The sequence below is a fragment of the Nocardia sp. NBC_01730 genome (assembly GCF_035920445.1).
Classification (GTDB): Bacteria; Actinomycetota; Actinomycetes; order Mycobacteriales; family Mycobacteriaceae; genus Nocardia.
On record NZ_CP109162.1, the window covers coordinates 1,684,177 to 1,707,014 of the forward strand.

The window sequence follows — 22,838 nt, forward strand, 5'->3', positions numbered from 1 at the left end:
TCTCCTTATCACCAGTCCTCCCTGCTCAAGGGTATCGCTCCGAAACAAGCGCATGGGCGGCAACAGCGGGGATCGGCCACGGCAAACATGCTCAGGAGAACACTGGGGCCCGCCGGCGCTGCTCGTGCACTACGTCATGAACCGGAGGGCATGGTCGTGGCGCCGGGTGTCGTGCCAGGACACGCGTGGCACCCGAATAAAACCGCGGTGGTTCCAAACGGTGACTCCGACCCACCGAGCGCTGAGCATGGATCACTGCGGCGCGCCTAGGAGGCGCACCGTGGCGGCACCCGAACCGCACTGTGCAGGTCCCCGCCGCCACGCCGTTCGCGGCGTCGTCCAGCAGCTGAGCACCGCGCGGCCGGTATGGCCGTGACACCCCCCGTTAGCGGTGCGGCGCCCGACGCGGCGACAATGGTCTACCGGTTCGGCCCACCGGCCGCGCACGGCAGACCGTTTCGTGAGGGAGTCATGACCACCGCACCAGCTGGGCGATGGCGCCGCCGCCTGCCCGACACCGCGACGATCGAGGTAGGCGCGCCCACGCTCGCGCGCACGCTCGGACGACTCGATCTCACCGCCATGGGCGTCGGAACCATCGTCGGTGCGGGGATCTTCGTCATCACCGGCGTGGCCGCCGCCGAGAAGGCCGGGCCCGCGATCATGCTGTCGTTCGCCCTGGCCGGAACCATCTGCGTGCTGGTGGCGCTGTGCTACAGCGAGCTCGCGGCAATGGTGCCCGTCTCCGGCAGCGCCTACACCTACACCTACGCGACGCTCGGCGAAGGCCCGGCGTTCCTCGTCGGGTGGAACCTGCTGCTGGAGTTCGTCATCGCCGGTGCCGCGGTGGCCATCGGCTGGTCCGGTACGACGGTGTCGGCACTGGACTCGCTGTTCGGCATCACCATCCCGAAGGCGCTGGCCGCGGGACCTGGCGAAGGCGGCGTGGTGAACCTGCCCGCCGTGCTGATCATCGCCGCGATCGTCGCGGTGCTGGTCGGCGAGGTCACCCTCACGGCGCGGATCACCAAGGCCCTCGTGGGGGTGACCATCGGCGTGCTGGTGCTGGTGGTGGCCGTCGGCGCGCCGCACATCGACGTCGGCAACTGGACGCCGTACGCGCCGTTCGGGCTCGGCGGCGTCATAGGCGGAGCGGCAATCGCGTTCTTCGCGTTCCTCGGCTTCGACGTCGTGGCCGCATCGGCGGAGGAAGCCCGTGAACCACGCCGGGACGTGCCGTTCGCCATCATCGGCACGGTGCTCATCGCCACTCTGCTCTACGCGCTGGTCAGTGCGGTGCTCACCGGAATGGTTCCGTTCGCGTCGCTGAACAACGGTGCGCCGATCGCGACCGCGTTCGGCGGGCTGCACATCGGCTGGATCGGCAACGTCATCGTGATCGCTTCGATCATCGCCCTCACCAAAGGGCTACTGTTGATCGTGTACGCACAGGTGCGGCTGATGTTCGCGATGTGCCGCGACCGGCTGCTCCCGTACCGACTGGCGGCGACCGGCAAGCGCTCGACCCCGGCGCGGTTGACGCTGCTGCTCGGCGGCGTCGGCGCGGCGATCGCGGGGCTGCTTCCGATCGATATCGTGGTCGAGTTGGTGAACATCGGCGCGCTGTCGGCGTTCGCAGTGGTATGTGTCGGGGTGCTGGTGCTGCGCCGGGTTGAGCCGGATCGCGAGCGCCCGTTCCGCACCCCGCTCGTTCCGCTGATTCCGGTTCTCGCGCTCATCGGCTGTGTATTGCTCGCGACCACCCTCGATGCGCTCACCTGGGTGCGGTTCGCAGTGTGGGTACTCGTCGGCACCGCGGTCTATTTCGGCTACGGACGCAAGCGCTCCACGCTCGTTGGGAAGTGACGCTCCGCCCCTCCTGGGTCGGGTAATCTCACAATGAGCACGAAACGCGTTGCGTCTTCGTTCCCGACACCGACCCCAGCGCCCTAGCCCAGCAGTCCTGAGTCAGGCCGCCACGAAGAACAGGCCCACACCATAGGCGTTGCCGACGGACACGAAGGGTGGGCGGTTCGCCGGGCCGGGCGCTGCCGCTACACCAAGCGCGCCGCTCCGCCGCGATCCAACTGAGGCAGGTTCCGGTCGGATGCAACAAAAATCATCCCCCAGCGGGTGGTGTGTGGACACACCGTCGAACAGCCGCTCCTGGTAGCTCTGATGAGATCGCTCCAATCTCAGCCCTGGGCTCCGGCCCCGGCAAACACGCCGCACGAATCGGCCGACGCCGTCGCGTCCTTTAGGGTCGAGTGGTGACCTGGACAGTGGGATTCGACCTCGATATGACGCTGATCGACTCGCGACCAGGTGTCGCCCAGGCCATCGACACCGTTGCCGCCGAATTCGATCTCTCGCTCTCCGGTGCGGAGTTCGCCGATCGGCTCGGGCCGCCACTGGCCAGCCTGCTGGTCGAAGCCGGGGCCCCGGACGAACTCGTTCCCGCGCTGGTCGCGCGCTACCGCGCGCTCTACCCGGCCATCGTGCCCAGCATTCCCGCGATGCCCGGCGCGCAGGCCGCGTTGGCCGCGATCCAGGCGCGCGGCGGGCGGGTGCTTGTCATCACCGGCAAGCACGCCCCGCTCGCCCAGCTGCACATCGACGAACTCGGCTGGCGAATCGACCATCTCGCGGGTGATGTGTGGTCGGCGGCCAAGGCGACCGCGTTGCGCGAACAGCGGGCAGATCTATTCGTCGGCGACCATGTCGGCGACATGCGCGCAGCGAGGGCCGCCGACGTTGTCGCGGTGGGCGTCACCACCGGGCCGTGCGCGGCCGACGAGCTACGTGCGGCGGGCGCCGACGTGGTGCTCGCGGACCTGACCGAGTTCCCCGGCTGGCTCGCGACGGAGTTCGGCGCGGCCGTCGCGGGCTAGCGGGCACTCCGAGGCGTCCGATCACGCTCGGAGTATCGGGCGGTGCAGGTGTTCGGCAGGTGCGGCCGCATCGATGGGTCCCGGGGTGATCATGTTCAGCGCGGTCTTCGACGCCGGACCGTGGATCGAACCGAGCTGGCCGCATTACTCAGGCACACACGCGACCGGGTGCGCCCGGGCGACATCGGCCTGCCCGCGGGCTCGCGCCGACAGGTAACCGGGCTGCGCCGCGAGGAAGTCGCGCAGCTCGCGGGCGTCAGCGTGGACTACGTGGTGGGGTTGGAGCAGGGGCGTGGCCCCCGTCCGTCCAGCTCGGTGCTCGCCGCACTCGCCCGTGCGCTACGGCTGAACGATGAGGATCGCACCCTGCTATTCCAGTTCGCGGGCGCGGCGCAACCGCAGGAGGGCCGGATAGAAATGGTCGTCCAGCCGAGTGTATTGCGCCTACTCGACCGGATGGCGGATCTGCCCGCCCTGGCGCTCTCGGCGAAAGCTGATGTGCTGGCGTGGAATTCGATGGCGACGGCGCTGCTCGGCGACTTCACCGCTTGGCCGCCCACGCAGCGCAACATCATCTGGCAGCGTTTCCTCGGCACCGATCGTGGGCGGGTCGCGATGACGCCCGCCGAGGCCGACTTCGCCGCGATGTTCTCGGTGGCGAGCCTGCGCGGCGCCCGTGCTCGCTACCCCGACGATCCCGGCCTGCTCCGCCTGATCTCCGAATTGCGTTCCCGCAGTCCGTGTTTCGAGCAGCTGTGGAACGAGCGGCGCTCCGGGCAGTGGCGCAGCGCGAGCGAGACCGTTGATCACCCGGAGCTCGGGCCGTTGCGGCTGGAGTGCGACACCCTGCTGGTCCCGGATACCGACCAGGCCGTGGTCGTCTACTCCGCGGCCCTCGGCAGTCGCGAATCCTCGGCGCTGGATCTGCTCCTGGTTACCGGAACGCAACAGTTCACCGTGGCGGAGCCTTCCGGCTAGGCCGAGAATCCTGCCCTACGCCACCTTGTGTCGGCGCAGGTATTCGTTCTCCGCCGTTGCCTGCCATTTGGGCGCTCGACGCCGCGCACAAGGTGAGCGGACCCGGCGTGCAGATCAGCGATCCCGAGCACAACTGTGCCGACATCCGCGCCGCCGACGCCCTACTCCCGCACGCCCGGCTGCGGCGACGCCTCGTGGCGGTACACCCTGCTCTGGCGAAACCCGCGTAATCGCCCTCCCGGCAGGCGGAGCGCCGGGATACAGTCGTAGCATGACGTCGCCTCGGGACCATAGAACGCGGAAGGTCACCGTCACGCTTCCCGAAGATGTCGTCGCGATTCTCGAACGGTGGCGCGCGGCCGGGAACATCGACTCGGTGTCCGCGTTCGTCGCCGCATCGGTGCGGGCGGGGATCAACCAGTCCGAATCGCTGGCCAAGCTGGAGGAGGTCTTCGGCGGACGCCCGCCGCTGGATCTGATCAACCGCGCCCGCGCCGCACAGGGGCTACCGCCGCTGTCCGAAGAGGAGGCGGGCGGCCCTCACGCCGGCGCGGCGTGAGGGCCCGGGCTCTGGGTGGCGTCGTCTTCGACGCCGCCGCTGTCATCGCGTTCGCCAACCGCGCCAACTACGCCCAGGCGGTCACTTGGGCGACGGTGAGCGCGGGCAACACTATCGTGGTTCCGAGCACCGTTCTCGCGGCGGCGCGGGCGCACATTCGGGCCGACCGGCTCGACATCCTGGCCGTGCTGCTCGGACTGCCGCACACCGTGATCCCGGCCTTCGATCGAACGACCGCGGAACGCCTCGGCGTCGACATCATCGGCAACCCGACGGCCGAAGCGCTGATCGCGGCGGGCCACGCCACCCGCGAAGCGGTCGCGCGGGATTGGCCTTGCCTTACCAGCCGTCCGAAGAAGCTCCGCCAGATCGACCCCCGCGTCATTATCGACCCGCTGCCCTGACTTCCGCCGCGCGGCGCTCAGCGCAGTAGTTGGATGACGGGGGCGAGCTTTTCCATGCTGTCCTCGAGAACGGTGACGTAGCTGATGCCGTAACGGTCGCGGCGGCCACGAAGGCGATCGGCCATCTCCTCCGGGGTGCCGATGAGCAGGATGGGGTGTTCTTCCGGGGTGTCGGCGACATCGGGAGGCAACGCGGGGCCGAAGATCTCGAGGACGCTCGCGCGTTCGGCGGGCGGGACCACGCGCTGGACCAGTATGTTGAACTCGACCTTGTCGAGGCGAGGGCCGAGCAGTTCGCGCACGTAGGCGACGCGCTCCTCCGTTTCGGCAAGTCCAGCCATCTGCAGTGGCGCGCCGTTGCGTGCGGCGGCCGCGCCGGTGAAGGCGATAATATCGGCGTGCTCCGCGGCCACGCGCAGCAGCCGGTCGCCCCAGCCGCCGATGAGCAGAGGCGGACCGCACGGCTGCGAGGGTCGCGGCTGATACTCCGGATCGGCGAACAGGCGACGCAGCGTGATCACTGTGTTCTCCAGGTGCTCGACCCGCTTGCGCCCGCTCTCGAACGGGATCCCAGCGGCCTCGAACTCCGCCTGCACGTAGCCCGCCCCGAGGCCGAGTTCGACTCGTCCGTCGGTGAACTGATCGGCGCCCGCGGCGTCGCGAGCCAGCAGCACCGGGTTGTAGAAAGGGGTGTTGAGCACGAACGTGTTCAGCCGTACCCGCTCGGTCGCCTCGGCGGCCAGAATCATCGCAGGGAACGGCGCGGGCAGGCCGAGATGGTCGGCGACGCCGATCACGTCGAAGCCGAGTTCCTCTGCCCTACGGCACTTTTCGATCCAACTCGACCGGGATTCGGGAACCACCATGTTGACACCGAACCGAAAGGGGCGCTGCGCAGTCACGCCTCTTGTCTAGCGAATCGGGTTCGGCGCAGTCACCCCGCCCCCCACGATCGCGGGGTTCAGCATTGAGCGAGCGTGCCCGCGGCCACGGCGATCCCGGACAAGGCAACGGCGGCGACCACCGGAATCAGACGGCGCAACACACGCGGGATCGCACCCTCGGGCCGTCGCTCGGCAGGGAGCGTCAGTCGAACGCCCCTGTCGAAGACCGCGACCGCACGCACCACCCAGTTCGGCAGCTGCCTGTTCGGCACTCGGAACCCACGCGGGTTGAACTCGTCGGCGATGGCGGCGATCAAAGCGCGCTGGCCAGTTCGAAACCATCGCATCGGTCCTGGTGAACGACGTCATGTAGACCTTCGCCGCGCTGATCGAGCCGAGCGTACCGCCACTGAACTAAGGTGGATTCCAAATATTCGCTGTCTGATGCTTCCCCCATTGATCCGAGAGGAAGACACGGATGACCGCACAGCTGGATCCGACGGTGCAGGAATTCGTCGACGCACTCAACGCCAACGATCAGGACCGGTTCTTCGCGGTACTCACCGACGACGCGACCATGTCCGACGACGGGGTGGAACGCAACCTCGCCCAGTGGACCGAATCGGAGATCTTCGGCGGCAACGCGCGAATGCAGGTCGAGTCCGTCGGCGACGTCGGCACCGAACTCCTGGCCGACTACACCAACTCGCGCTGGGGTTCGATGCGCACGAGCTGGCGGTTCACCATCCGCGACGGCAAGATCAGCCGCTTCGAGACCGGGCAGGCCTGAGCGCCCTTGCCATCCGGTCGCCGAACTTGACATTCTGACGGGCGTGTTCGTCACGCCCCGTTACGGTACGGGCTCCTTGGCCGATCTGTTTCCCTCCGTCCTCGCGGGGCTCGGAGTCCCCGGCGCCTGCGATCGCCTAGGTCTCGAAGTCACCGCCGCCAGGGTCTGTGTCCTCTTGGTGGACGGGCTCGGTGCCGATGCGCTGGCCGCGAATCCCGCTGCGGCGCCGTTCCTTTCCAGCCTGCCGCCGGTCACTCTGACGGCGGGCTTTCCGACGACGACCGCCACCAGCCTGGGTTCGCTCGGTGTCGGCGTCCCGCCCGGCGAGCACGGGATCGTCGGCTATCTGCTCAACGTCCCCGGCTACGACCGGCTGCTGAATCCCCTGACCTGGCGTCTGCACGGCGCGGAGGGCAAGTCCGATCTGCGGACCGAACTCGTGCCAGAGGAATTCCAGCCCACCCCAACGGTTTTCGAGCGCGCCGCCGACAACGACATCGCCGTCGCCCAGGTGTCGCCGCGCTACCAGGAAGGGTCGGGATTGACGAGGGCGGTGTTGCGCGGCTGCGAGTTCCGCCCCCAGGTGTCCTTCGGCGACCTCGTCGCCACCGTGGCCGAGGCGCTGCGTGCCGGACGGCGCTCGCTGGTCTACACCTACTATGGCGATCTCGACCTGACCGGGCACGTGCGCGGGCCCTCCTCTCCGGCCTGGCGCTGCGAACTCGCCAACGTCGACCGTCTGGCCGCGGCTATCGCCGAACAGCTGCCACCCGATGCCGCACTGATCGTCACCGCCGATCATGGCATGGTGGAACTAGCCGATCGCATCGACTTCGACACCACCGCCGTGCTGCGCGACGGCATTCGCCAGCTCGGCGGCGAGGCGCGTGCCCGGCACGTCTACACCAGAGCCGGCGCGGCGTCCGATGTCGCGGCGACCTGGCAAGGCATGCTCGGCGCGGATTTCGCGGTGCTCACCAGGGACGACGCCGTGGCAAGCGGGTGGTTCGGGCCACGGGTCACGCCTGCCATTGCCGAACGCATCGGCGATCTGGTCGTCGCGTCCCGCGCACGGAACGGCATCATCCGTAGCGGCGCCGAGCCATTGCAGTCGATGCTGGTCGGCCACCACGGCTCGCTGACCTCGGCCGAGATGAACGTCCCGCTACGGGTCTTCCGCGCCTGAACACCAGCCGGTCCGCGTAACATCGGCGCGCACTGGCCTTAGGCTGGACACCGATCGCGGCGGGCATCGCCGCGCGAGGAACATTCAGGAGGAGCACATGAACGCCACGCTGTCACGGACCGGCCGGACCGGCCTCGGGATCGCGGCGGTCGCCATGGTGCTCGCGGGCTGCACCGACATCGAGCGAGCCCTCAATCGCGGTGGCGACACGCCGTGCAGCGAGTACATCAAGCAGGACCAGGACACCAAGCGCACGACGATCACCAAGTTCGTCAAGCAGCAGAGCAAGGACGACCACGAGCCCGCGGGGACCGCGGTGGACGCGACGATAGTCTCGGTCGACCTGCTCTGCGGCAGCCAGGCCAACGCCGACACTCCCATCAAAAATGCCGACGTCGCAGGAATTTTCATCAGGAAGTGACCGCGCCGGGTCACTGCGGCGGATGGGCGGCGAGCCAGTCGGTCGCTCGTTTCCGTGAGGCGCGGGCCAGCCAGGCGTCCTGGATCACCTCGGTGAGCTCTTGACTGCTCAGCTCGCGGATTCTGCTGCCGCGCACCAGTACCGATGGGTGCTCGTCGAAATGCGGCGTGGTGAAGAACGGCGAGTCCGGGTCTTTGACCAGTGCCTGCTTATCCGATTCCGACGGCACCCAGAACACGATCACATCGGTGTAGCGTTCGCCGGTCTGCGGGTCGACGGCATCCGGGCGCGCGTTGCGAAAGAACACGAACGACTTTCCCCCGACTTGATAGATCGGGTTACCGTGCGGTCCATCGACCCGTGCCACATGCGGCATGCCGGATGCCACCTCGTGCACATCGGCGAGGCGTGCCCGCCGCGGAACGGTCACCATGTCAGCAGCGTAGGCGCTCGCGGTCGACTCGTCACCGAAACCGATCGCGCTCAGCTGGTCTGCCATCAAAAGCCGCCCGCATGCGACGCGCGTACGCCAGAATGAGGAAGCGAATGTGAGCTCACACGAGGATGGGGTTCTTCCAGGTGGCACAGTTCCGTACCCTCACTCAGCAGCGGGTCGAACTGGAACGGGAATGGGAACGCTGGGCGACGGTGCCGAATACCGCGGCGCAGCGCCCGCCCCGAACCACCTTGCTCCGCGACGAGGTAGCGCAATCCTGGCGGCGGTCGCTGCACACCGTCGATCCCGGGCGCACGGTCGCACCGGGACTGGACGACATCGGCGAGCTGTGGGCCGAGTCCCCGCTGCGCGGCCCGGTGACCGAGCTGGCGACCGACCTGCGCGGGATCGCCGAGGACTCCGGCTACCTGGCCGCGGTCACCGACAGCGCGGGCACCATCCTGTGGTCGTGCGGTGATCGCGCCATGCGCAGGCGGGCCGAGCGGGTGAACTTCGCCCCGGGTGCCTGCTGGGACGAAAGTCACATGGGCACCAATGGTTTGGGGCTCGCTCTGCGCACCGACCGCCCCGCGTCGGTGTTTTCCGCCGAGCATCTGGTCGCCGCACTGCACGGCTGGGTGTGCTACGCCGCGCCGATCCACGGTCCCGACGGCACGCTGGTCGGCGCCCTGAATCTGTCCAGCTCCTGGGACCGCTCGCATCCCGCGGTGCTCACCTCGGTACGGGCCCTCGTCACCACGGTCGAGACGATCCTGCGAGCCACCGAACCCGCGCCGCCGCCCGGGATTCGGCTGGAGTGTCTCGGCGCCGCACGGCTGCTGCGTGACGGCAGGCCGCTGCCGCTGCCGCCGCGGCAGCTGGAGATCCTCACGCTGCTCGCGCTCGAGCCGGACGGCTTCACCCCCGAACAGCTGCACACCGCCATCTACGGTGACCGTGCGGTCTCCACCAGCACACTGAAGGCCGACGTCTCTCATCTGCGCCGCGCCACCGGCGGCGAAATCAGCAACCGCCGTTACCGTTTGACCGGCCCGATAGCCTGCGACGCCGTCGACTTGCTGGCCTCCATCGCGGCGGGCGACACCGCCTCGGCGGTGTGGCTGTATCGCGGCCCACTACTGCCTGACTCGGACACACCCGGCGTGGTGAAGTGGCGCGACCACCTCGACGTCTGCGTGCGAACCGCGGTTCTGGCCAGCGACCGCGCCGAGCACGTCGTGTCGTTCGGCGTGCGCGCGCCGGACGATATCGAGGTGCACGAACACGCCTTGCGGCTGCTCCCGTCCGACGATGTGCGCCGTGCGATGGTTACCGCCCGACTGCATACCGCATTGCGCGCCTAGCCCTCTCGCACCAACCTTGCGCCAACCTTCGGGGACCATAGTGACCCGGACGGTGAGATTCGCGAGGAGCAAGTGTCATGAGTAACCCCAAACCGGGGTCCGATTCCGATGTCATCGGCTGCGCCACGCGCTGGGTCGGCGCCATCGGTGGCGACGAGGCGGCCTGTTGATGCCGCAGCGGATTCATCGGGTGGACATCACGGACCGGGCCAGGATCGTGCTGCGCCAGATGATCGAACAGCACGGCGCGGTGCTCTTCCACCAGTCCGCCGGAGGCCGCAACAGCGACGCACCGGTGTGTCTTCCGGTCCGGGAGTTCCGGGCCGGCCGCGGGGATGTGCTGCTGGGAAATCTGCCCTGGCACACCGAATTCTGGATGAGCGGCGAGCAGTACGAACTCTCGAAGCACACCCACCTCACCGTGGATGTGGTGAACGGCCGCTGCGCGCCGGAAGCGCCTGAGGGAGTGCGCTTCACCCTCCGATCACGGCTGCTCACCGACAAGGAAGCAGAGACGCTGGCGGACGCACCGCCGCCACGCACCGGAGCCGACCGGTTGGCATAAGCCTGCACATGCGAACCGGCGGGGCGTCCGCCCGGGTGGGGCACGACCACCCGGGCGGACGTCGAGTGTCAGCGGCCGGGCAGGTGACGCAGATTGCGGGCGATGGTCATCAGGAACGGCTGCCACTTGTCATGCGGGAACAGTTTCGGTGGGTCGAGATTCAAGAACCGGGTCACTACGACGGTTTGGGGTTCGGTGAATTTCAGCAAGCCGTCGGGGCCATGCCGACGGCCGACGCCGGAGATGCCCATGCCGCCCATGGGCGCCGCAGTAGTGCCCCAGGCAGGCGCGTAGCCCTCGTCCACACACACGGTTCCCGCGTGCAGCTGTCCGGCGATCCGCTCGCCCTCGTGCTTGCTCGCCGCCCATACCGACGCGTTGAGGCCGTAATCGCTGTCGTTGGCCAGGCGCACGGCCTCGGTGACGCTGTCGACCGGGTAGATCGACACCAGTGGGCCGAAGGTCTCGTTGCGGCCGCATTCCATCTCGTCGGTCACCTCCACGAGCACGGTGGGCTCGAAGAACAGCGGACCAAGATCCGGGCGGGCCTTGCCGCCGGTGAGCACTTTCGCACCCTTGGAGGTGGCGTCGGCGACGTGTTTGGACACGGTCTCGAGCTGGGCCTCGGAGATGAGGCTGCCGATGTCGGTCGAATAGTCGTAGGCCGCACCCAGTTTCGCCGCATCGACGGCGGCGACGAACTTCTCGGTGAATGCCGCGGCGATCGTGCGCTGGACATACAGCCGCTCGATCGAGATGCACAGCTGCCCCGCGTTGGAGAAGCAAGCGCGTACCGCGGCCTTGGCGGCGGCGTCCAGATCGGCGCCCTCGGCCACGATCATCGGGTTCTTGCCACCGAGTTCGGCGGAAAAACCGATCAGCCTGCGGCCACACTGCTCGGCCAGGGTGCGCCCGGTCTGCGAGGAGCCGGTGAACATCAGGTAGTCGCAGCCCTGGACGATGGCAGTGCCGACCACGGTGCCCGCGCCGGGGACGACCGCGAGCAGATCGCGTGGCAGGCCAGCGCGGTAGAGCAGTTCCGCGGCGGCCAGTGCGGAGAACGGGGTCTGAGTGTCGGGCTTGACCACCACGGCATTACCCGCGATCAGCGCCGGAATCGCGTCGCCGACCGACAGGAGCATCGGGTAGTTCCACGGTGCGATCACGCCGACCACACCTTTGGGCTTGGCGCGGACGGTGGCGCGATTGAGTACAGGAAAAGCGCCGGGGACCTTGTGCGCGCCGAGCAGGCGCGGTGCGACCTTCGAGAAGTAGCGGGCCGCGAACATCATGCCCATGATCTCTTCCTGGGCCGCCCAGCGTGCCTTGCCGGTCTCGGCCTGCACCACATCCATCAAGAACTTGCGGTGCTCCACCACCAGTGCTCGGTAGCGTTCCAGCACCGCGGCGCGCTCGGGGACCGGACGCGCCGCCCACGATGCCTGCGCCACCTGAGCCTTCGCGAAGGCGGACGCCACGTCCGCGGCGGTGCCCACCGGCACGCTGCCCAGCGGTTTGCCGGTGAACGGTTCGGCGATCGTCTTGCGTTGACGCGCGTCGGGCTCATCCAGGGCGGCGAGTGCGCTCAGGCGGTCGAAGACGTCGACTTTCGGCGCTGGCATCCATGCCTCCTACTTGTAGGTAACCGCGAGATACAGATAATCTACGCCGTCGCGGGCCCAATCGACAGCCACTCCGCACGGTCGGCGATAACAGACCTCGACATCGAGAGTGATCCCGTCCGCATTCCACTCCGAAATCCCTTGTGGCACATCAGAAATGACATCAAGTCACATTGGAATGCAACAATTCGCTCATACCTATCGCGCAATGTCAAACCGAGTCCCGCTCAACGAGACAAGGCATCGGGTAGACGTTGATCTCGAGTACGTTGGGCAAATGTTCAGAAGGAGGCTCGGTGTCCGCGGTCGGATTTTGGCCATCGCACTCATTCCGAGTCTGACCCTCCTGCTAGTCGGCGTGGGTACGGCGGGGTACCTGGTGTTCAAAGGAGCCTACGCACGGGTGTGGGCAATCCAAGTGCAGAAGTCGACCCCTTCGGCCCGGGAGTTCACCGAGTCCGTCCAGCTGGAGCGTCGCCTGACCCTTGCCGAACTCGCGGGCGACCACGACGCCGCGCCCGCTCTCGCCGCGGCGCGGGTGCGGGTCGACAAGGCGGTCGCCGAACTGCGCAGCGCCTCGGGTGGGCTGCAAACACTCGCATCGTCCCTGATCGGGGAGAAGGTCACCCACTTCCTGAATGTGCTGGACCGCCTCCCGACAGTGCGAGCACAGGTCGACACCGGGGCGCTGCCCATTCTGGAGGCGTACGCGTTCTACAACGATGGGCTCCGGGCCATTCCGACCGCAACGCAGATCGCCCAGCAGTTCTCGCCGGACCCGGAGATCGCGATCGAACTCGCGGAGGGTCTGCGGCTGTTCTACGCGGCGGAGGCGATGTCGCGCAGCAATGCGCTGGCTATGGCCTTGGTGAACGCACATGATCAGGCGACCGTCCCGGTAGCGGAGTACCTCAGCCAGGTCGGCTACTACCATGCTCAGATCGACTATCTGACCAGCGAATTCGACGCGCCGCAGCGCGATGCCGCAAAGGCGGCGACCGCCTCCCCCGCATGGCGGCAACTGACCTCGATGGAAGACACCCTCACCCGGCGTGCTCTGCAGAGCCCCCCAGACGACGGTCAGAACACGACAACATCCGACAACATGGAACTGCCGTGGAGTGTGGCGGACTGGCAGAACGCGGCGACCGACGTCAACCGCGGGCTGATCGACATCTGGATCAACCAGAACAAGCAGGCTCAGAAGGTCGCCGAAGACAAGGCCGGGGGCTCCGCGCTGAGTTCGCTGCTGTTCGGAATCGGGGTACTGCTGGTTGCGATCGCGGGTTTCATCATCGCGGTCAAGCTTGCCAATCGGATCATCCGCAGGCTGAAGCTGCTGCGCCGGGAAACTCTCGCACTCGCCGACGAAGGTCTGCCCGACATGATGCGCCGCCTGCGCACGGGCGAGCCGGTGGACCCGGCCGAGGAGACGCCGCTGCTGGACTACGGGGAGGACGAGATCGGCCAGGTCGCCAAGGCATTCGGCCGCGCGCACGCCGCGGCAGTGGCGGGCGCGGTCACCGAGGCCCGAACTCGCGAGGGCGTGAAGGCGGTCTTCCTCAATATCGCCCACCGCAGCCAGATCGTGGTGCACCAGCAGCTGGAAATCCTCGACGAAGCCGAGCGAGGACAAGAGGATCCCGCCTTGCTCGACACGTTCTTCCGACTGGATCACCTGGCCACCCGGGAACGTCGCAATGCTGAGAACCTGGTCATCCTCGGCGGAGGCCAGCCCGGTAGGCAGTGGCGTAACCCAGTAGACCTGATCGCTCTGGTGCGCAGCGCCATCGGCGAAACGCTCGACTACTCGCGTGTCCGCCTCGCCCGGCAGCCCGAGACGCAGATCGTCGGTTCCGCGGTCGCCGACCTGATCCACCTGCTCGCGGAGCTGATCGACAACGCCACCTCGTTCTCCCCGCCACAGTCACGCGTGGAGGTGAGCGGAAATGTCGTCGGCAAGGGCGTGGTCGTCGAGATCGAGGACCAGGGCATGGGCATGCCCGCCGACGAGCTGACCAAGACGAACGACATGCTGCGCAACCCACCGGATTTCGGTGTCGCCGCGCTGTCCGCCGATTCCCGGCTCGGTCTGTTCGTGGTCGCTCAGCTCGGCGTTCGGTATGGGGTGTCGGTTCGGCTCGTGGAGTCCGACTATGGTGGGATCCGGGCTATCGTGCTCATTCCTTCCGCGCTCATCGCCCGCGAAACCGGCACGCCGACACCGAGATCCGAGGTGTCCGGCGCGACGCCCTCACGGGCGGCGGCACCACCGCCCGTGCACCAGTCCCCCATGACCTTGGCGGAACAGAGCGAAGCGCCCGTCGCGACACTGGTCGCCAAGCCGGCCGCCGCGGACCCGACGCCGTCCGAGGCCGTGACCGCCGCACCGACCGGCAACGTCGATGCCAGGCCTGTGCTGCCGCGCCGCAATCGCCAGGCAAATCTCGCGCCGCAACTGAGCGAACCGGCCGCAACGCCGACCGGCCCGCAACGACAGCGCACGGCCGAACAGGCCCGTGATCTGATGTCCGCCATCGAGAACGGCACCAGGCAGGGCCGCAAGCCTCTCTCCGACGACAACCCGACCCCGGACGATCAGAAAGACTAAGGTGACTTCATCCAACCCAGGTGATCTCAATTGGTTGCTCGACGATCTCGTCGACCGGCTGGCCGGTGTGCGGCATGCGGTGGTGCTGTCCACGGATGGATTGCTACTCGGCCGCTCCGCCGCGATAACGCGCGAGGACGCAGAACATTTCGCCGCCATGTCCTCCACCCTCTACGGTCTCGCCCGCAGCGCGGGGAGCCGCTTCGATGGTGGCGGCGTGCGCCAGGCGGTCATCGAACTCGACCGCGCCGTGCTGTTCGTGACCGCCGCCGGCGACAACGCCTGCCTGGCATTGCAGGCCGCCGAGTCGGCGAACCTGGGCATGGTGGCCTACGAGATGAACCTGACCGTCCAGCGCGTCGGCACCTATCTGTCCACCACTCCGCGGCAGGACCTCGTCGGACAAGTCGAGCCGAAGCTGCCATGACCCATCCGCGTGAGCCCTGGTTCGACGAGGCGGCAGGCCCGCTGGTCCGTCCCTACGCGCTCACGCGCGGACGTACCACGGGATCCGGACCCGAACTGGATATGCTCACGTCCGTGATCGCGGACGAGTCCGCGCCCGCACTGCGTCGGAACGAACCCGAGTACACCGAAATCCTTCGGCTGTGCCGGGTTTCGCAGACCGTGGCAGAAGTGTCCGCCCGGTTGCGGTTGCCGCTCGCGGTGACCAAGATCCTCGTTGGTGATCTGATCGGCGACGGGCAATTGATCTTCCGTGCCCCCGTTCCGACGGAGGCCGGACCCGATGACCTCAACATATTGCGAGCGGTACTGGATGGAATCCGAAAAATTTGACCCGAGCGGCACGCCGCACCTGGCCGCCTCGGTCAAGATCCTCGTCGCCGGCGGGTTCGGCGTCGGCAAGACGACCATGGTCTCGGCGATCAGCGAGTGCGCGCCGCTGCGCACCGAAGAGCTGATCACCGAGGTGAGCACCGGTGTCGACGACCTATCGGGCGTCGAGCGGAAGACAACGACCACGGTCGCGCTGGACTTCGGCAGGCTCACCATCGACGGCAATCTCGTGCTCTACCTGTTCGGCACCCCCGGCCAGGACCGGTACTGGTTCCTCTGGGACGAACTCGCCCGTGGCGCGCTCGGCGCCGTGGTGCTGGCCGATACCCGCAGGCTGGGTAATTCCTTTGCCGCCGTGGACTTCTTCGAACGCCGGGGGCTTCCGTTCATGGTGGGCGTCAACTGTTTCGACGGCGCGCCGCAATACACCGCCGACGAGGTCCGCGACGCCCTGGACCTCGATTCGGTCACTCCGGTGATGCTCTGCGACGCCCGCGACCGCAGTTCGTGCAAGACCGTGCTGCTGACCCTGGTGGAGCACCTGATCGCGCGCGCTCAGCGCGCGCGCGTCACCACCTGATTCGACCTACACGCACGGTGCCGAGGTAGTTGCCGACGACTACCGTCGACCCACGTAGTCACCGTGCTGCCTCCGACAGCTGCTCCCCGGGTGTTCGGGGCTGTCGGTTACTCGGATCGCACACGAAACCGATGCCTCGATCGCCGACCGACTGGAGTCATCATGTGCGTCGAACGCGCTCGCGCTGCCGTATCCATCCCCCTGCGCCTACCCGTCGGGCCAGCCGTGGCGGCCGCGCCTGCGGCGAGCAGTACCGAGGTGGCTGCCAGCGAGTCGTCACCTTCGGGCCGGGGTTCCTGGAGTTCCTCGGCTGCCTGCTGAAGGGCCAGTTTCGTCAGCTCGGTGTATCCCGTACTGCTGAGCGCTCATGCCTGCCGCAGCCAGGCAAGGAACAGCAGCACGCCGCCTGTGGTCAGCGTCAGCGCGACCGGGACCGACCACCGCGGCCCATTCCGGCCCAGCAAGCCACGAACGAGCTGCACCTGGAACACGCCCGAGCCCGGCCAGCAGGCAGCAGACAGGCCGGCAGCAGACAGACGCAGAGCACGGCATGGACCGCCCACGCGCCAGCCAATGTGGGCCCACCCCAAGAACCCTCGAAGTTGTCGTCCGCGATCAGTGGGTAACCGATCTCCCGGAGCACGGCTACCACAGCGAGGAACGCCAGAAACCAGGCGAGCAGACCGACCGCGCCGCTGAGCACCGAGTGCAGGATTGCTCGTATAGCCGAAACCCTATGCGGGAAAACAGTTTCGCCGAGCATCCGCCGCGGCACACGTAGCCTGGTCGCGATTCGCCGGACCGACAGCGGCAGCACCCAGAGCGCATACCCAGCAGCACTCGAATCCACGGCATGGTGTCGACGATAGCGATGTCGGATCCGCGCTTCACCGCAGCCGGCCCGCATGCAACAGATCGTCGAACAGCAACTGGTCGACCGGCGGCACGAGCGGCCGGTCGGCGTAGGAAAACCACGCGACCTCCTCGATCTCACTGCTCGCGGCCAGTGTTCCGCGGTAATCGGCGGTGTAGCAACTCATCCGGACCACCGGAGCGCCCCCGGGCCCGTGCACCGCCTCGTAGGTGCCGACGTGCGCGACGGTAGCCGGAAGCAGCGCGACCGTGAGTTCCTCCTCGATCTCGCGCAGCAACGTCTGCAGATCGGTCTCACCGCCCTCGCGCTTACCACCGGGAATGTAGAAGATGTGCTTGCCGCGCGGTCTGGCGCACAGAATCCGCCCGCTTTCGATCCGCACCCACGCAACCGTATCGATCAACTGCTCCACGCGCCCGTCCGCCACCGCCGCAGCCTAACGCCGCACCGTCGTCCGAGCGCGACTCGACCTATTGCTGGCGGCGCCGCCAAGCGAAACCTGGTCCCAGGTAACGCGCTACGGTTCAGTTCAGCAGTGCGCCGAAAAAGGGCGCGGTCGCGGCCGTGAGCACCGAACCGGTCACCGTCATCGCGATCACGCCGACCAGCGCGGTGCGGGTGGTCGCCCGCTGGATCGTGCCCACGAAATCGGCCAGCCGCTCGGCCCGCGCCAGCACAGCGGTGCTCGCCGCGCCCAGTGCGCCGGATGGCGCGCGCTCGGCGATGCCGACGATCGCGAGCAGCCCGCCGAGCAGCGGCAGCGGACCGTGTTCCTCGGCAGCCTTGTCATCGGCGCACATCTCCAGCAACCGGGCGATGGCGGCCGCGCCACCGGTGACCAGAGGAAGGCCGGGGAGTGTGGTGGCGACCGCGTGCAGCACCGCCGTCAACGGCGCGTGCCTACCGGACAGGTGCGCGCGTTCGTGGGCGAGGATCGCGGCGAGCTGATCGGATGTCAACGCCTCGAGCGCGGCGCTGGTAACGACGATGGTGTCGGGGCGGCCTGGTACGCAATACGCCTGGCGCTCAGCCGAATCCAGCACGACCGCGCCGACGCCGGGCACCTGCCTGCCGACCAGGCGCACAGCGCGCGCGTGGACACGGGTGCGCCTGCGCATATGCACGACGACGCTCACCGCGCGCGCCACGAGCGCGACCGTGGCGGTAACCACCAGCGCGGCCACCGCGAAGGTAGCAGCCTGGGTGGCGGCGACGCCGTGCGCGTGGATCGGCGTCCACAGGATCGCGAAGCAGGCGCGCAGCGCGTCCTTCGGATGTCCCCAATAGGTGGCGAATTCGATGGTCAGCATGATCGCCGTCGCCGTCCACGCGGTCAGCGCGCCGACGATCGCGGCGAGCCAGGCGATCACGCCGAGCCGCGGCGCGGCGCGGCGCCGCGCTGGGTGAGGCGACGCAGCACCGGGGGGCCGCCGGCCGCCACCGCGCTGCCGTACAACATCAGCGCGATCGCCAGGCTCACGGTGCTTTTGGGGTTTTGCGAGCCGGCAATCTGCGCAGCGCAGCGCGCAGGCCGGCTGACTCCTCGGCGCTGATCCGGTCGACGAAATGGCTGAGAACCAGGTCCGAGCGTCCGCCGGAGCCGAGCGCCTCCAGCATGAGCCGGGCGCTGTGCTCCTCCCTGGTGAGCGTCGGCCAATATCGATAGGCCTTGCCGGAGCGCTCGCGCGCCAGCCAGCCCTTGCGATGGAGGTTGTCCATGGTCGACATGACCGTGGTGTAGGCGATGTCCCGCTGAGTCGACAGTTCGTCGAAGATCTCGCGCACTGTCGTGTCCTCTGCGTCCCGATCCCAGATACGGTCCATGATCACCGCCTCCAGGTCCCCGAATCCACGCATACTACCGACTCCCTCATGCCTAGCTGTGCCCTCTCGTGGGAACGAGGGTACCTGGCCGAGGTGGCTTACTACTGAGTTAAATCGTAGATTCGGCTGCGGCCGACGCGGCCAGTCATGTGGGTATGCGAACATATGTTCGTGTCCGATTCACCCGTCCTCCGATCCGGCAGACCCCGGATCCTCCCGCGGGCCGAGGCGTCGATCCTGCATGCCGACCTGGACTCCTTCTACGCCTCGGTCGAGCAGCGCGACGATCCGAGCCTGCGCGGCAAGCCGGTGATCGTCGGCGGCGGTGTGGTGCTCGCGGCCAGCTACGAGGCGAAGGCGTTCGGCGTGCGCACCCCGATGAACGGCGGACACGCGCGGCGTCTGTGCCCGCAGGCGATCGTGGTGCGCCCACGCATGTCGGCCTATGCCGCGGCGAGCAAAGCGATCTTCGAGATCTTCCGCGACACCACGCCGGTCGTGGAGGGCATCTCCATCGACGAGGCGTTCCTCGACGTCAGGGGGCTACGCCGGATCGCGGGCGAGCCGGTGGCGATCGCGGAGCAGCTGCGCGGCAAGGTGCGCGATCGGGTCGGTCTGCCCATCTCCGTGGGGATCGCCCGCACCAAGTTCCTCGCAAAGGTGGCCAGCGCGGTCGCCAAGCCCGACGGGCTGCGCCTGGTAACCCCGGACGGCGAGCTCGATTTCCTGCACCCGTTGCCGGTCGAAAGGCTCTGGGGCGTCGGCGATGTCACTGCCCGCGCGCTGCGCGAGCACGGCATCACGCGAGTTGGCCAGCTGGCCGAGCTGGGCGAGAGCCCATTGCGCGCGATCCTCGGCCCCGCAGCGGCCCACCACCTCTACGCACTGTCCTGGGCGCGCGACCCGCGCCGGGTCCAGACCGGCAAAAGGCGCCGATCGATCGGCGCCCAGCGCGCTCTTGGCCGGCGCTACCGCCCGCCCGACGAGATCGAGGCCTATCTACACGGCCTCGCCGACCGGCTCGGCAGACGCCTGCGCGCCGCCGACCGCGTGTGCCGAACCGTGGTGCTGCGCCTGCGTTTCGACGATTTCACCCGCGCCACCCGCTCGCACACCCTCGCCCGGGCCACCGACAGCTCCGAGGCGATCCTGCACGCGGCCCGCATCCTGCTGGCCACAGCCATGCCGGTGATCCAGGAGCGCGGCCTCACCCTGATCGGCCTCGCACTGACCAATCTCGACAACGCCGACGCCGTCCAGCTGACCCTGCCCTTCGAAGTACGCGCCACCAATACCCTCGACGCGACGCTCGACAACCTGCGACAGCGCTTCGGCCCCGCCGCGGTTACCCGCGCGTCGCTCCTTGGCCGCGGCGAAGGCCTCTCAGTGCCGCTGCTACCCGACTGACCGCCTGTGAGGAATCGCGTCACCCATCGAGTTGCGCGAACGGGATCGATACCGGAAACGGGCTGTCGAGGACCACGGTCTCCTGATGGGTGTCTACCAGACGATAATTGCGGCTGGCCCAGTCGAGTCGATACTCCTGGATCAGCTTGACGTACAGGTTCGCGTCGAGATGCACGACCAGATAGACCGGAATGCCCTCGTACGCATACTCGGCCAGCTTGTCGATCGTGTCGGTGTAAACCGAACCGGGTGAAACGACCTCGACAACCAGGAGCGCGTCGGCCGTCGTCAGCTTCGACCCGCGTTCGACGCAGCGGTAGATGGTCACGTCCGGATGGCGGAACGAGAAGGCGCCCGCGCGGTCCGCGCGCCTGCTGAAGTGCACGTCGACGTCGGTTGATACGCGTGTGCATGGATCGGCGGGCTTCGCCGCTTCCAGCCGGTTGGCAAGCCTTCGAGCGATATCGCTGTGCTCGGCGGACCCGCTCTGGCACCGGATCACATTGCCATCGATCACTTCGATCAGCTTGCGCAGATCGTCCGGCAGCTGGCCGTACTGCGCCTCCGTCATCTCCAGTGCGCCTGGATCGTCGGCCCACACCGGTAGAACGCTCACTAGCCGCCTCACTCGGGACGGGGCTACGGTCGATGCAATCGTACGCGTGGCAGCTCTCCGAAAACCGCAGCCCTCGCGCGCCAGGGCTACCCCCGCGTCGCGGCCGGCGCCTCCTGTTGGATCCGTTCGAACTGGACGCCCATGGCGGCCGACAGGGCTTGGGCACCCGACAGCGGCCGCACCATCACCATGAGGTCGTCGATCTTGCCGTTCTCGTCGAAATGCAGGAAATCGCAACCGTTCACGGTCTTCCCATCCACCGTCGCCTCGAAGACCAGCGCATGGTCGCGCCCGTCGGACCCGGCGATCTCGCGCACGTAGTGGAAGTCCTCGAGCACACGCAAGACCGCGCGCAGGATCGCCGAGGTGATCGCCTTGCCCGAATACGGCTTGTACGCCACTGGGCTGGTGAACACCACATTCTCGGCCAACAGCTCCTCCACCGCCGTGATGTCCCCGGCCTCGACGGCCGCTCGGAACGCGTTCATTCGATACCTCCACATATGCAACTGGTTGAATAGGGTTGCCTCGACAGTAACCCACATCGTGTCGGGCGGGAAGCCTCCGGTCGCTCAGCGGATCGCTTCGGCCGCGTGTCCATCAGCCGCAGGATCGGCGGCGTCGAAATCAGCTGGATGGCCAAGTCCGTCTTGCCGCCGTCCGACGCGCGGAAGCGATCTGAGCGAACCTGCCACGCGGCCTGCCCTCGCGGACGTACCATGCCGTTCGTGGCCGATTCCGCTGGTTCCACCGCACTGCGGGTCCTCGTGTACAGCAGCGATGCCGATACCCGGCGCCAGGTGATCCTGGCATTGGGCAAACACCCGCATCCCGAACTCCCCGAACTCGACTACCTCGAGGTGGCCACAGCCCCTGTGGTGATCGAGCAGCTGGATGCGGGAGGCATCGATTTGGCCATCCTCGACGGCGAGGCGGCCCCGACAGGCGGACTCGGCATCGCCAAACAGCTGAAGGACGAAATCGACCAGTGCCCACCGGTTCTGGTGCTCACCGGCCGTCCGGACGACGCGTGGCTGGCCAAGTGGTCACGCGCCGAGGCATCGGTCGCTCATCCGATCGATCCCCTCCGTCTCACCGAGGCCGTCGTAGGATTGCTGCGCAACCGTTCCGCGGCCTGAACCCACACGGCTCCGGCGCACGACGCCGCCGCGACTCATAGCGATCATGAATAGGTTGGCGGTCTCCGTCATGCGCGCGGACAACCGAGACCCGAGCGATTCGTCGCCATCCCTGCGACCGCAGGGCCGCCGTTCGCCATCGCCGATTCCGACTCTGAACCCGCTCGGACCCACAAGGACGTCGGTGACGGCAACGGATCCACCGCGCAACTGACCGATCACCCGATGTCACGTGAGGCCGTCTCGGATTACCACCGTTTCAGTCATAAATCGGCGTACTGAATTCGATCAAACGCTGCATCGAAACGAGTTGTGTCTCGGCCGTTCAGTTGTAGGCTGTGCCCTAGCTCACATGGGAGCGGGAACGGTATGAACCCGTCCCGGGCAAGCCGAGGGGCGAGTCCGGCCGAGGCGGACAGCGACGTCAGCCCGCCTCGGACGCTGTTGTGACCAGCTCCAGCTCGCAAGGAGGGGAAGGGCAGTCGTGAACATCGAGATGCCGACTCTTGTACTCGGCGCGATCGCTGCGGCGTTTGCGCTGTTCTCCATCGTCATGGCAGCCCTTGTCGGCCCGAAGCGCTACAACCGGGCGAAGCTGGAAGCCTACGAATGCGGTATCGAACCCACCCCGCACGCCGTCGCGGGCGGCCCGGGAAACGTTACCGGACAGCGCTTTCCGGTGAAGTACTACCTCACCGCGATGCTGTTCATCATCTTCGACATCGAGATCGTGTTCCTCTACCCGTGGGCTGTCCACTTCGATGCGCTCGGTCTCTTCGGTCTCGCCGCGATGGCGTTGTTCATCTTCAACGTCTCCGTGGCCTACGCCTACGAATGGCGGCGCGGCGGTCTCAGCTGGGACTGAACACCGCACGACCGCATTCGTAGA

At 67.6% G+C, this 22,838-nt stretch carries 28 protein-coding genes; 18 read left to right on the forward strand and 10 right to left on the reverse strand.

The genetic code is table 11. The features are described 5' to 3' along the window. Positions 1 to 471: 471 nt before the first annotated feature. From OHB12_RS06815 to OHB12_RS06840, 6 genes are all read left to right on the forward strand, one after another. The gene (locus OHB12_RS06815; RefSeq protein ID WP_327117203.1) at positions 472 to 1,866 is read left to right on the forward strand and encodes an amino acid permease; all 1,395 of its coding nucleotides are present in this window, start codon (positions 472 to 474) and stop codon (positions 1,864 to 1,866) included. A 404-nt stretch (positions 1,867 to 2,270) separates the two neighbouring features. Further along, a complete protein-coding gene (locus OHB12_RS06820) occupies positions 2,271 to 2,891 on the forward strand; it encodes an HAD family hydrolase (protein ID WP_327117205.1) in 621 nt (206 codons plus the stop codon). A gap of 120 nt (positions 2,892 to 3,011) precedes the next feature. Continuing rightward, positions 3,012 to 3,869, forward strand: coding sequence for a helix-turn-helix transcriptional regulator (locus OHB12_RS06825; protein ID WP_327117207.1), 858 nt, complete (start codon positions 3,012 to 3,014; stop codon positions 3,867 to 3,869). A gap of 56 nt (positions 3,870 to 3,925) precedes the next feature. Continuing rightward, complete coding sequence (locus OHB12_RS06830; RefSeq protein WP_327117209.1) at positions 3,926 to 4,099, forward strand: hypothetical protein; 174 nt, start codon at positions 3,926 to 3,928, stop codon at positions 4,097 to 4,099. A gap of 41 nt (positions 4,100 to 4,140) precedes the next feature. Further along, positions 4,141 to 4,428: a ribbon-helix-helix domain-containing protein gene (locus OHB12_RS06835; RefSeq protein WP_327117211.1), complete on the forward strand. Its 288-nt coding sequence runs from the start codon at positions 4,141 to 4,143 to the stop codon at positions 4,426 to 4,428. Further along, positions 4,425 to 4,832 (forward strand): hypothetical protein, encoded by a 408-nt coding sequence (locus tag OHB12_RS06840; protein WP_327117212.1) that lies wholly within the window; start codon positions 4,425 to 4,427, stop codon positions 4,830 to 4,832. The genes OHB12_RS06835 and OHB12_RS06840 overlap by 4 nt, the downstream gene beginning before the upstream one ends. A 17-nt stretch (positions 4,833 to 4,849) precedes the next feature. Here OHB12_RS06840 and OHB12_RS06845 read toward each other — a convergent pair whose 3' ends face one another. Next, on the reverse strand, positions 4,850 to 5,734 hold the full coding sequence (locus tag OHB12_RS06845) for an LLM class F420-dependent oxidoreductase (RefSeq protein ID WP_327117214.1): 885 nt from the start codon (positions 5,732 to 5,734) through the stop codon (positions 4,850 to 4,852). Between the two features lie 59 nt (positions 5,735 to 5,793). Further along, positions 5,794 to 6,063 carry a hypothetical protein gene (locus OHB12_RS06850; protein WP_327117216.1) on the reverse strand — a complete coding sequence of 90 codons (270 nt, stop codon included), beginning with the start codon at positions 6,061 to 6,063 and terminating at the stop codon, positions 5,794 to 5,796. Positions 6,064 to 6,194: 131 nt separating this feature from the next. On the opposite strand from OHB12_RS06850, the gene OHB12_RS06855 reads away from it, so the two are divergent. The 3 genes from OHB12_RS06855 to OHB12_RS06865 all read left to right on the forward strand — a co-directional run bounded on the left by OHB12_RS06855 (position 6,195) and on the right by OHB12_RS06865 (position 8,113). Continuing rightward, positions 6,195 to 6,506: a nuclear transport factor 2 family protein gene (locus tag OHB12_RS06855; RefSeq protein WP_327117218.1), complete on the forward strand. Its 312-nt coding sequence runs from the start codon at positions 6,195 to 6,197 to the stop codon at positions 6,504 to 6,506. Between the two features lie 43 nt (positions 6,507 to 6,549). Next, entirely contained in the window at positions 6,550 to 7,692 is a 1,143-nt protein-coding gene (locus OHB12_RS06860; protein ID WP_327117220.1) for an alkaline phosphatase family protein, read from the forward strand. Between the two features lie 97 nt (positions 7,693 to 7,789). Continuing rightward, complete coding sequence (locus tag OHB12_RS06865) at positions 7,790 to 8,113, forward strand: hypothetical protein (RefSeq protein ID WP_327117222.1); 324 nt, start codon at positions 7,790 to 7,792, stop codon at positions 8,111 to 8,113. A 10-nt stretch (positions 8,114 to 8,123) separates the two neighbouring features. On the opposite strand, the gene OHB12_RS06870 is transcribed toward OHB12_RS06865, so the two are convergent. Next, positions 8,124 to 8,546, reverse strand: a complete 423-nt coding sequence (locus tag OHB12_RS06870; RefSeq protein WP_327120936.1) for an MmcQ/YjbR family DNA-binding protein — start codon at positions 8,544 to 8,546, stop codon at positions 8,124 to 8,126. 146 nt (positions 8,547 to 8,692) lie between these two features. Here OHB12_RS06870 and OHB12_RS06875 point away from each other — a divergent pair, with 146 nt between their 5' ends. Next, positions 8,693 to 9,913: a transcriptional regulator gene (locus OHB12_RS06875; RefSeq protein WP_327117224.1), complete on the forward strand. Its 1,221-nt coding sequence runs from the start codon at positions 8,693 to 8,695 to the stop codon at positions 9,911 to 9,913. Between the two features lie 169 nt (positions 9,914 to 10,082). After that, a complete protein-coding gene (locus tag OHB12_RS06880; RefSeq protein ID WP_327117226.1) occupies positions 10,083 to 10,478 on the forward strand; it encodes a DUF779 domain-containing protein in 396 nt (131 codons plus the stop codon). A gap of 68 nt (positions 10,479 to 10,546) precedes the next feature. Here OHB12_RS06880 and OHB12_RS06885 read toward each other — a convergent pair whose 3' ends face one another. Further along, entirely contained in the window at positions 10,547 to 12,100 is a 1,554-nt protein-coding gene (locus OHB12_RS06885) for a succinic semialdehyde dehydrogenase (protein WP_327117228.1), read from the reverse strand. Positions 12,101 to 12,377: 277 nt separating this feature from the next. Here OHB12_RS06885 and OHB12_RS06890 point away from each other — a divergent pair, with 277 nt between their 5' ends. The 4 genes from OHB12_RS06890 to OHB12_RS06905 are packed head-to-tail and all read left to right on the forward strand — an operon-like array spanning position 12,378 to position 16,089. Continuing rightward, complete coding sequence (locus OHB12_RS06890) at positions 12,378 to 14,711, forward strand: sensor histidine kinase (RefSeq protein WP_327117230.1); 2,334 nt, start codon at positions 12,378 to 12,380, stop codon at positions 14,709 to 14,711. Position 14,712: 1 nt separating this feature from the next. After that, positions 14,713 to 15,138 (forward strand): roadblock/LC7 domain-containing protein, encoded by a 426-nt coding sequence (locus tag OHB12_RS06895; protein WP_327117232.1) that lies wholly within the window; start codon positions 14,713 to 14,715, stop codon positions 15,136 to 15,138. Beyond that, positions 15,135 to 15,509 carry a DUF742 domain-containing protein gene (locus OHB12_RS06900; protein WP_327117235.1) on the forward strand — a complete coding sequence of 125 codons (375 nt, stop codon included), beginning with the start codon at positions 15,135 to 15,137 and terminating at the stop codon, positions 15,507 to 15,509. Before OHB12_RS06895 ends, OHB12_RS06900 begins: the two co-directional genes overlap by 4 nt. Next, a complete protein-coding gene (locus tag OHB12_RS06905) occupies positions 15,490 to 16,089 on the forward strand; it encodes a GTP-binding protein (protein ID WP_327117237.1) in 600 nt (199 codons plus the stop codon). Before OHB12_RS06900 ends, OHB12_RS06905 begins: the two co-directional genes overlap by 20 nt. Before the next feature lie 365 nt (positions 16,090 to 16,454). Here OHB12_RS06905 and OHB12_RS06910 read toward each other — a convergent pair whose 3' ends face one another. The 4 genes from OHB12_RS06910 to OHB12_RS06925 all read right to left on the reverse strand — a co-directional run bounded on the left by OHB12_RS06910 (position 16,455) and on the right by OHB12_RS06925 (position 18,820). Then, positions 16,455 to 16,580, reverse strand: coding sequence for a hypothetical protein (locus tag OHB12_RS06910; protein ID WP_327117240.1), 126 nt, complete (start codon positions 16,578 to 16,580; stop codon positions 16,455 to 16,457). A gap of 396 nt (positions 16,581 to 16,976) precedes the next feature. Further along, positions 16,977 to 17,390: an NUDIX hydrolase gene (locus OHB12_RS06915; protein ID WP_327117242.1), complete on the reverse strand. Its 414-nt coding sequence runs from the start codon at positions 17,388 to 17,390 to the stop codon at positions 16,977 to 16,979. Between the two features lie 97 nt (positions 17,391 to 17,487). Next, complete coding sequence (locus OHB12_RS06920; RefSeq protein WP_327117245.1) at positions 17,488 to 18,333, reverse strand: M56 family metallopeptidase; 846 nt, start codon at positions 18,331 to 18,333, stop codon at positions 17,488 to 17,490. Between the two features lie 106 nt (positions 18,334 to 18,439). Then, a complete protein-coding gene (locus OHB12_RS06925) occupies positions 18,440 to 18,820 on the reverse strand; it encodes a BlaI/MecI/CopY family transcriptional regulator (RefSeq protein ID WP_327117247.1) in 381 nt (126 codons plus the stop codon). 132 nt (positions 18,821 to 18,952) lie between these two features. On the opposite strand from OHB12_RS06925, the gene dinB reads away from it, so the two are divergent. Next, a complete protein-coding gene (gene dinB / locus OHB12_RS06930) occupies positions 18,953 to 20,194 on the forward strand; it encodes a DNA polymerase IV (RefSeq protein WP_327117249.1) in 1,242 nt (413 codons plus the stop codon). 19 nt (positions 20,195 to 20,213) lie between these two features. Here the strand turns inward: dinB and OHB12_RS06935 are convergent, their stop codons facing one another. Then, on the reverse strand, positions 20,214 to 20,810 hold the full coding sequence (locus tag OHB12_RS06935) for a Uma2 family endonuclease (RefSeq protein ID WP_327117251.1): 597 nt from the start codon (positions 20,808 to 20,810) through the stop codon (positions 20,214 to 20,216). An 86-nt stretch (positions 20,811 to 20,896) separates the two neighbouring features. Next, a complete protein-coding gene (locus OHB12_RS06940; protein ID WP_327117253.1) occupies positions 20,897 to 21,298 on the reverse strand; it encodes a nuclear transport factor 2 family protein in 402 nt (133 codons plus the stop codon). A 231-nt stretch (positions 21,299 to 21,529) separates the two neighbouring features. Here OHB12_RS06940 and OHB12_RS06945 point away from each other — a divergent pair, with 231 nt between their 5' ends. Both OHB12_RS06945 and OHB12_RS06950 read left to right on the forward strand, forming a co-directional pair. Beyond that, the gene (locus OHB12_RS06945) at positions 21,530 to 21,949 is read left to right on the forward strand and encodes an Rv3143 family two-component system response regulator (RefSeq protein WP_327117255.1); all 420 of its coding nucleotides are present in this window, start codon (positions 21,530 to 21,532) and stop codon (positions 21,947 to 21,949) included. A 496-nt stretch (positions 21,950 to 22,445) separates the two neighbouring features. Next, entirely contained in the window at positions 22,446 to 22,814 is a 369-nt protein-coding gene (locus OHB12_RS06950; RefSeq protein ID WP_406281794.1) for an NADH-quinone oxidoreductase subunit A, read from the forward strand. The last annotated feature ends 24 nt before the right edge of the window (positions 22,815 to 22,838 follow it).

Bases quoted from the DNA above. Each gene is read 5' to 3' on its own strand.
- OHB12_RS06815 (WP_327117203.1), top strand. From the start codon at position 472: ATGACCACCGCACCAGCTGGGCGATGGCGCCGCCGCCTGCCCGACACC.
- OHB12_RS06835 (WP_327117211.1), top strand. From the start codon at position 4,141: ATGACGTCGCCTCGGGACCATAGAACGCGGAAGGTCACCGTCACGCTT.
- OHB12_RS06850 (WP_327117216.1), bottom strand. From the start codon at position 6,063: ATGCGATGGTTTCGAACTGGCCAGCGCGCTTTGATCGCCGCCATCGCC.
- OHB12_RS06855 (WP_327117218.1), top strand. From the start codon at position 6,195: ATGACCGCACAGCTGGATCCGACGGTGCAGGAATTCGTCGACGCACTC.
- OHB12_RS06865 (WP_327117222.1), top strand. From the start codon at position 7,790: ATGAACGCCACGCTGTCACGGACCGGCCGGACCGGCCTCGGGATCGCG.
- OHB12_RS06870 (WP_327120936.1), bottom strand. From the start codon at position 8,546: ATGGTGACCGTTCCGCGGCGGGCACGCCTCGCCGATGTGCACGAGGTG.
- OHB12_RS06880 (WP_327117226.1), top strand. From the start codon at position 10,083: ATGCCGCAGCGGATTCATCGGGTGGACATCACGGACCGGGCCAGGATC.
- OHB12_RS06885 (WP_327117228.1), bottom strand. From the start codon at position 12,100: ATGCCAGCGCCGAAAGTCGACGTCTTCGACCGCCTGAGCGCACTCGCC.
- OHB12_RS06890 (WP_327117230.1), top strand. From the start codon at position 12,378: ATGTTCAGAAGGAGGCTCGGTGTCCGCGGTCGGATTTTGGCCATCGCA.
- OHB12_RS06900 (WP_327117235.1), top strand. From the start codon at position 15,135: ATGACCCATCCGCGTGAGCCCTGGTTCGACGAGGCGGCAGGCCCGCTG.
- OHB12_RS06905 (WP_327117237.1), top strand. From the start codon at position 15,490: ATGGAATCCGAAAAATTTGACCCGAGCGGCACGCCGCACCTGGCCGCC.
- OHB12_RS06925 (WP_327117247.1), bottom strand. From the start codon at position 18,820: ATGCGTGGATTCGGGGACCTGGAGGCGGTGATCATGGACCGTATCTGG.
- dinB (WP_327117249.1), top strand. From the start codon at position 18,953: ATGTTCGTGTCCGATTCACCCGTCCTCCGATCCGGCAGACCCCGGATC.
- OHB12_RS06940 (WP_327117253.1), bottom strand. From the start codon at position 21,298: ATGAACGCGTTCCGAGCGGCCGTCGAGGCCGGGGACATCACGGCGGTG.
- OHB12_RS06945 (WP_327117255.1), top strand. From the start codon at position 21,530: ATGCCGTTCGTGGCCGATTCCGCTGGTTCCACCGCACTGCGGGTCCTC.
- OHB12_RS06950 (WP_406281794.1), top strand. From the start codon at position 22,446: ATGCCGACTCTTGTACTCGGCGCGATCGCTGCGGCGTTTGCGCTGTTC.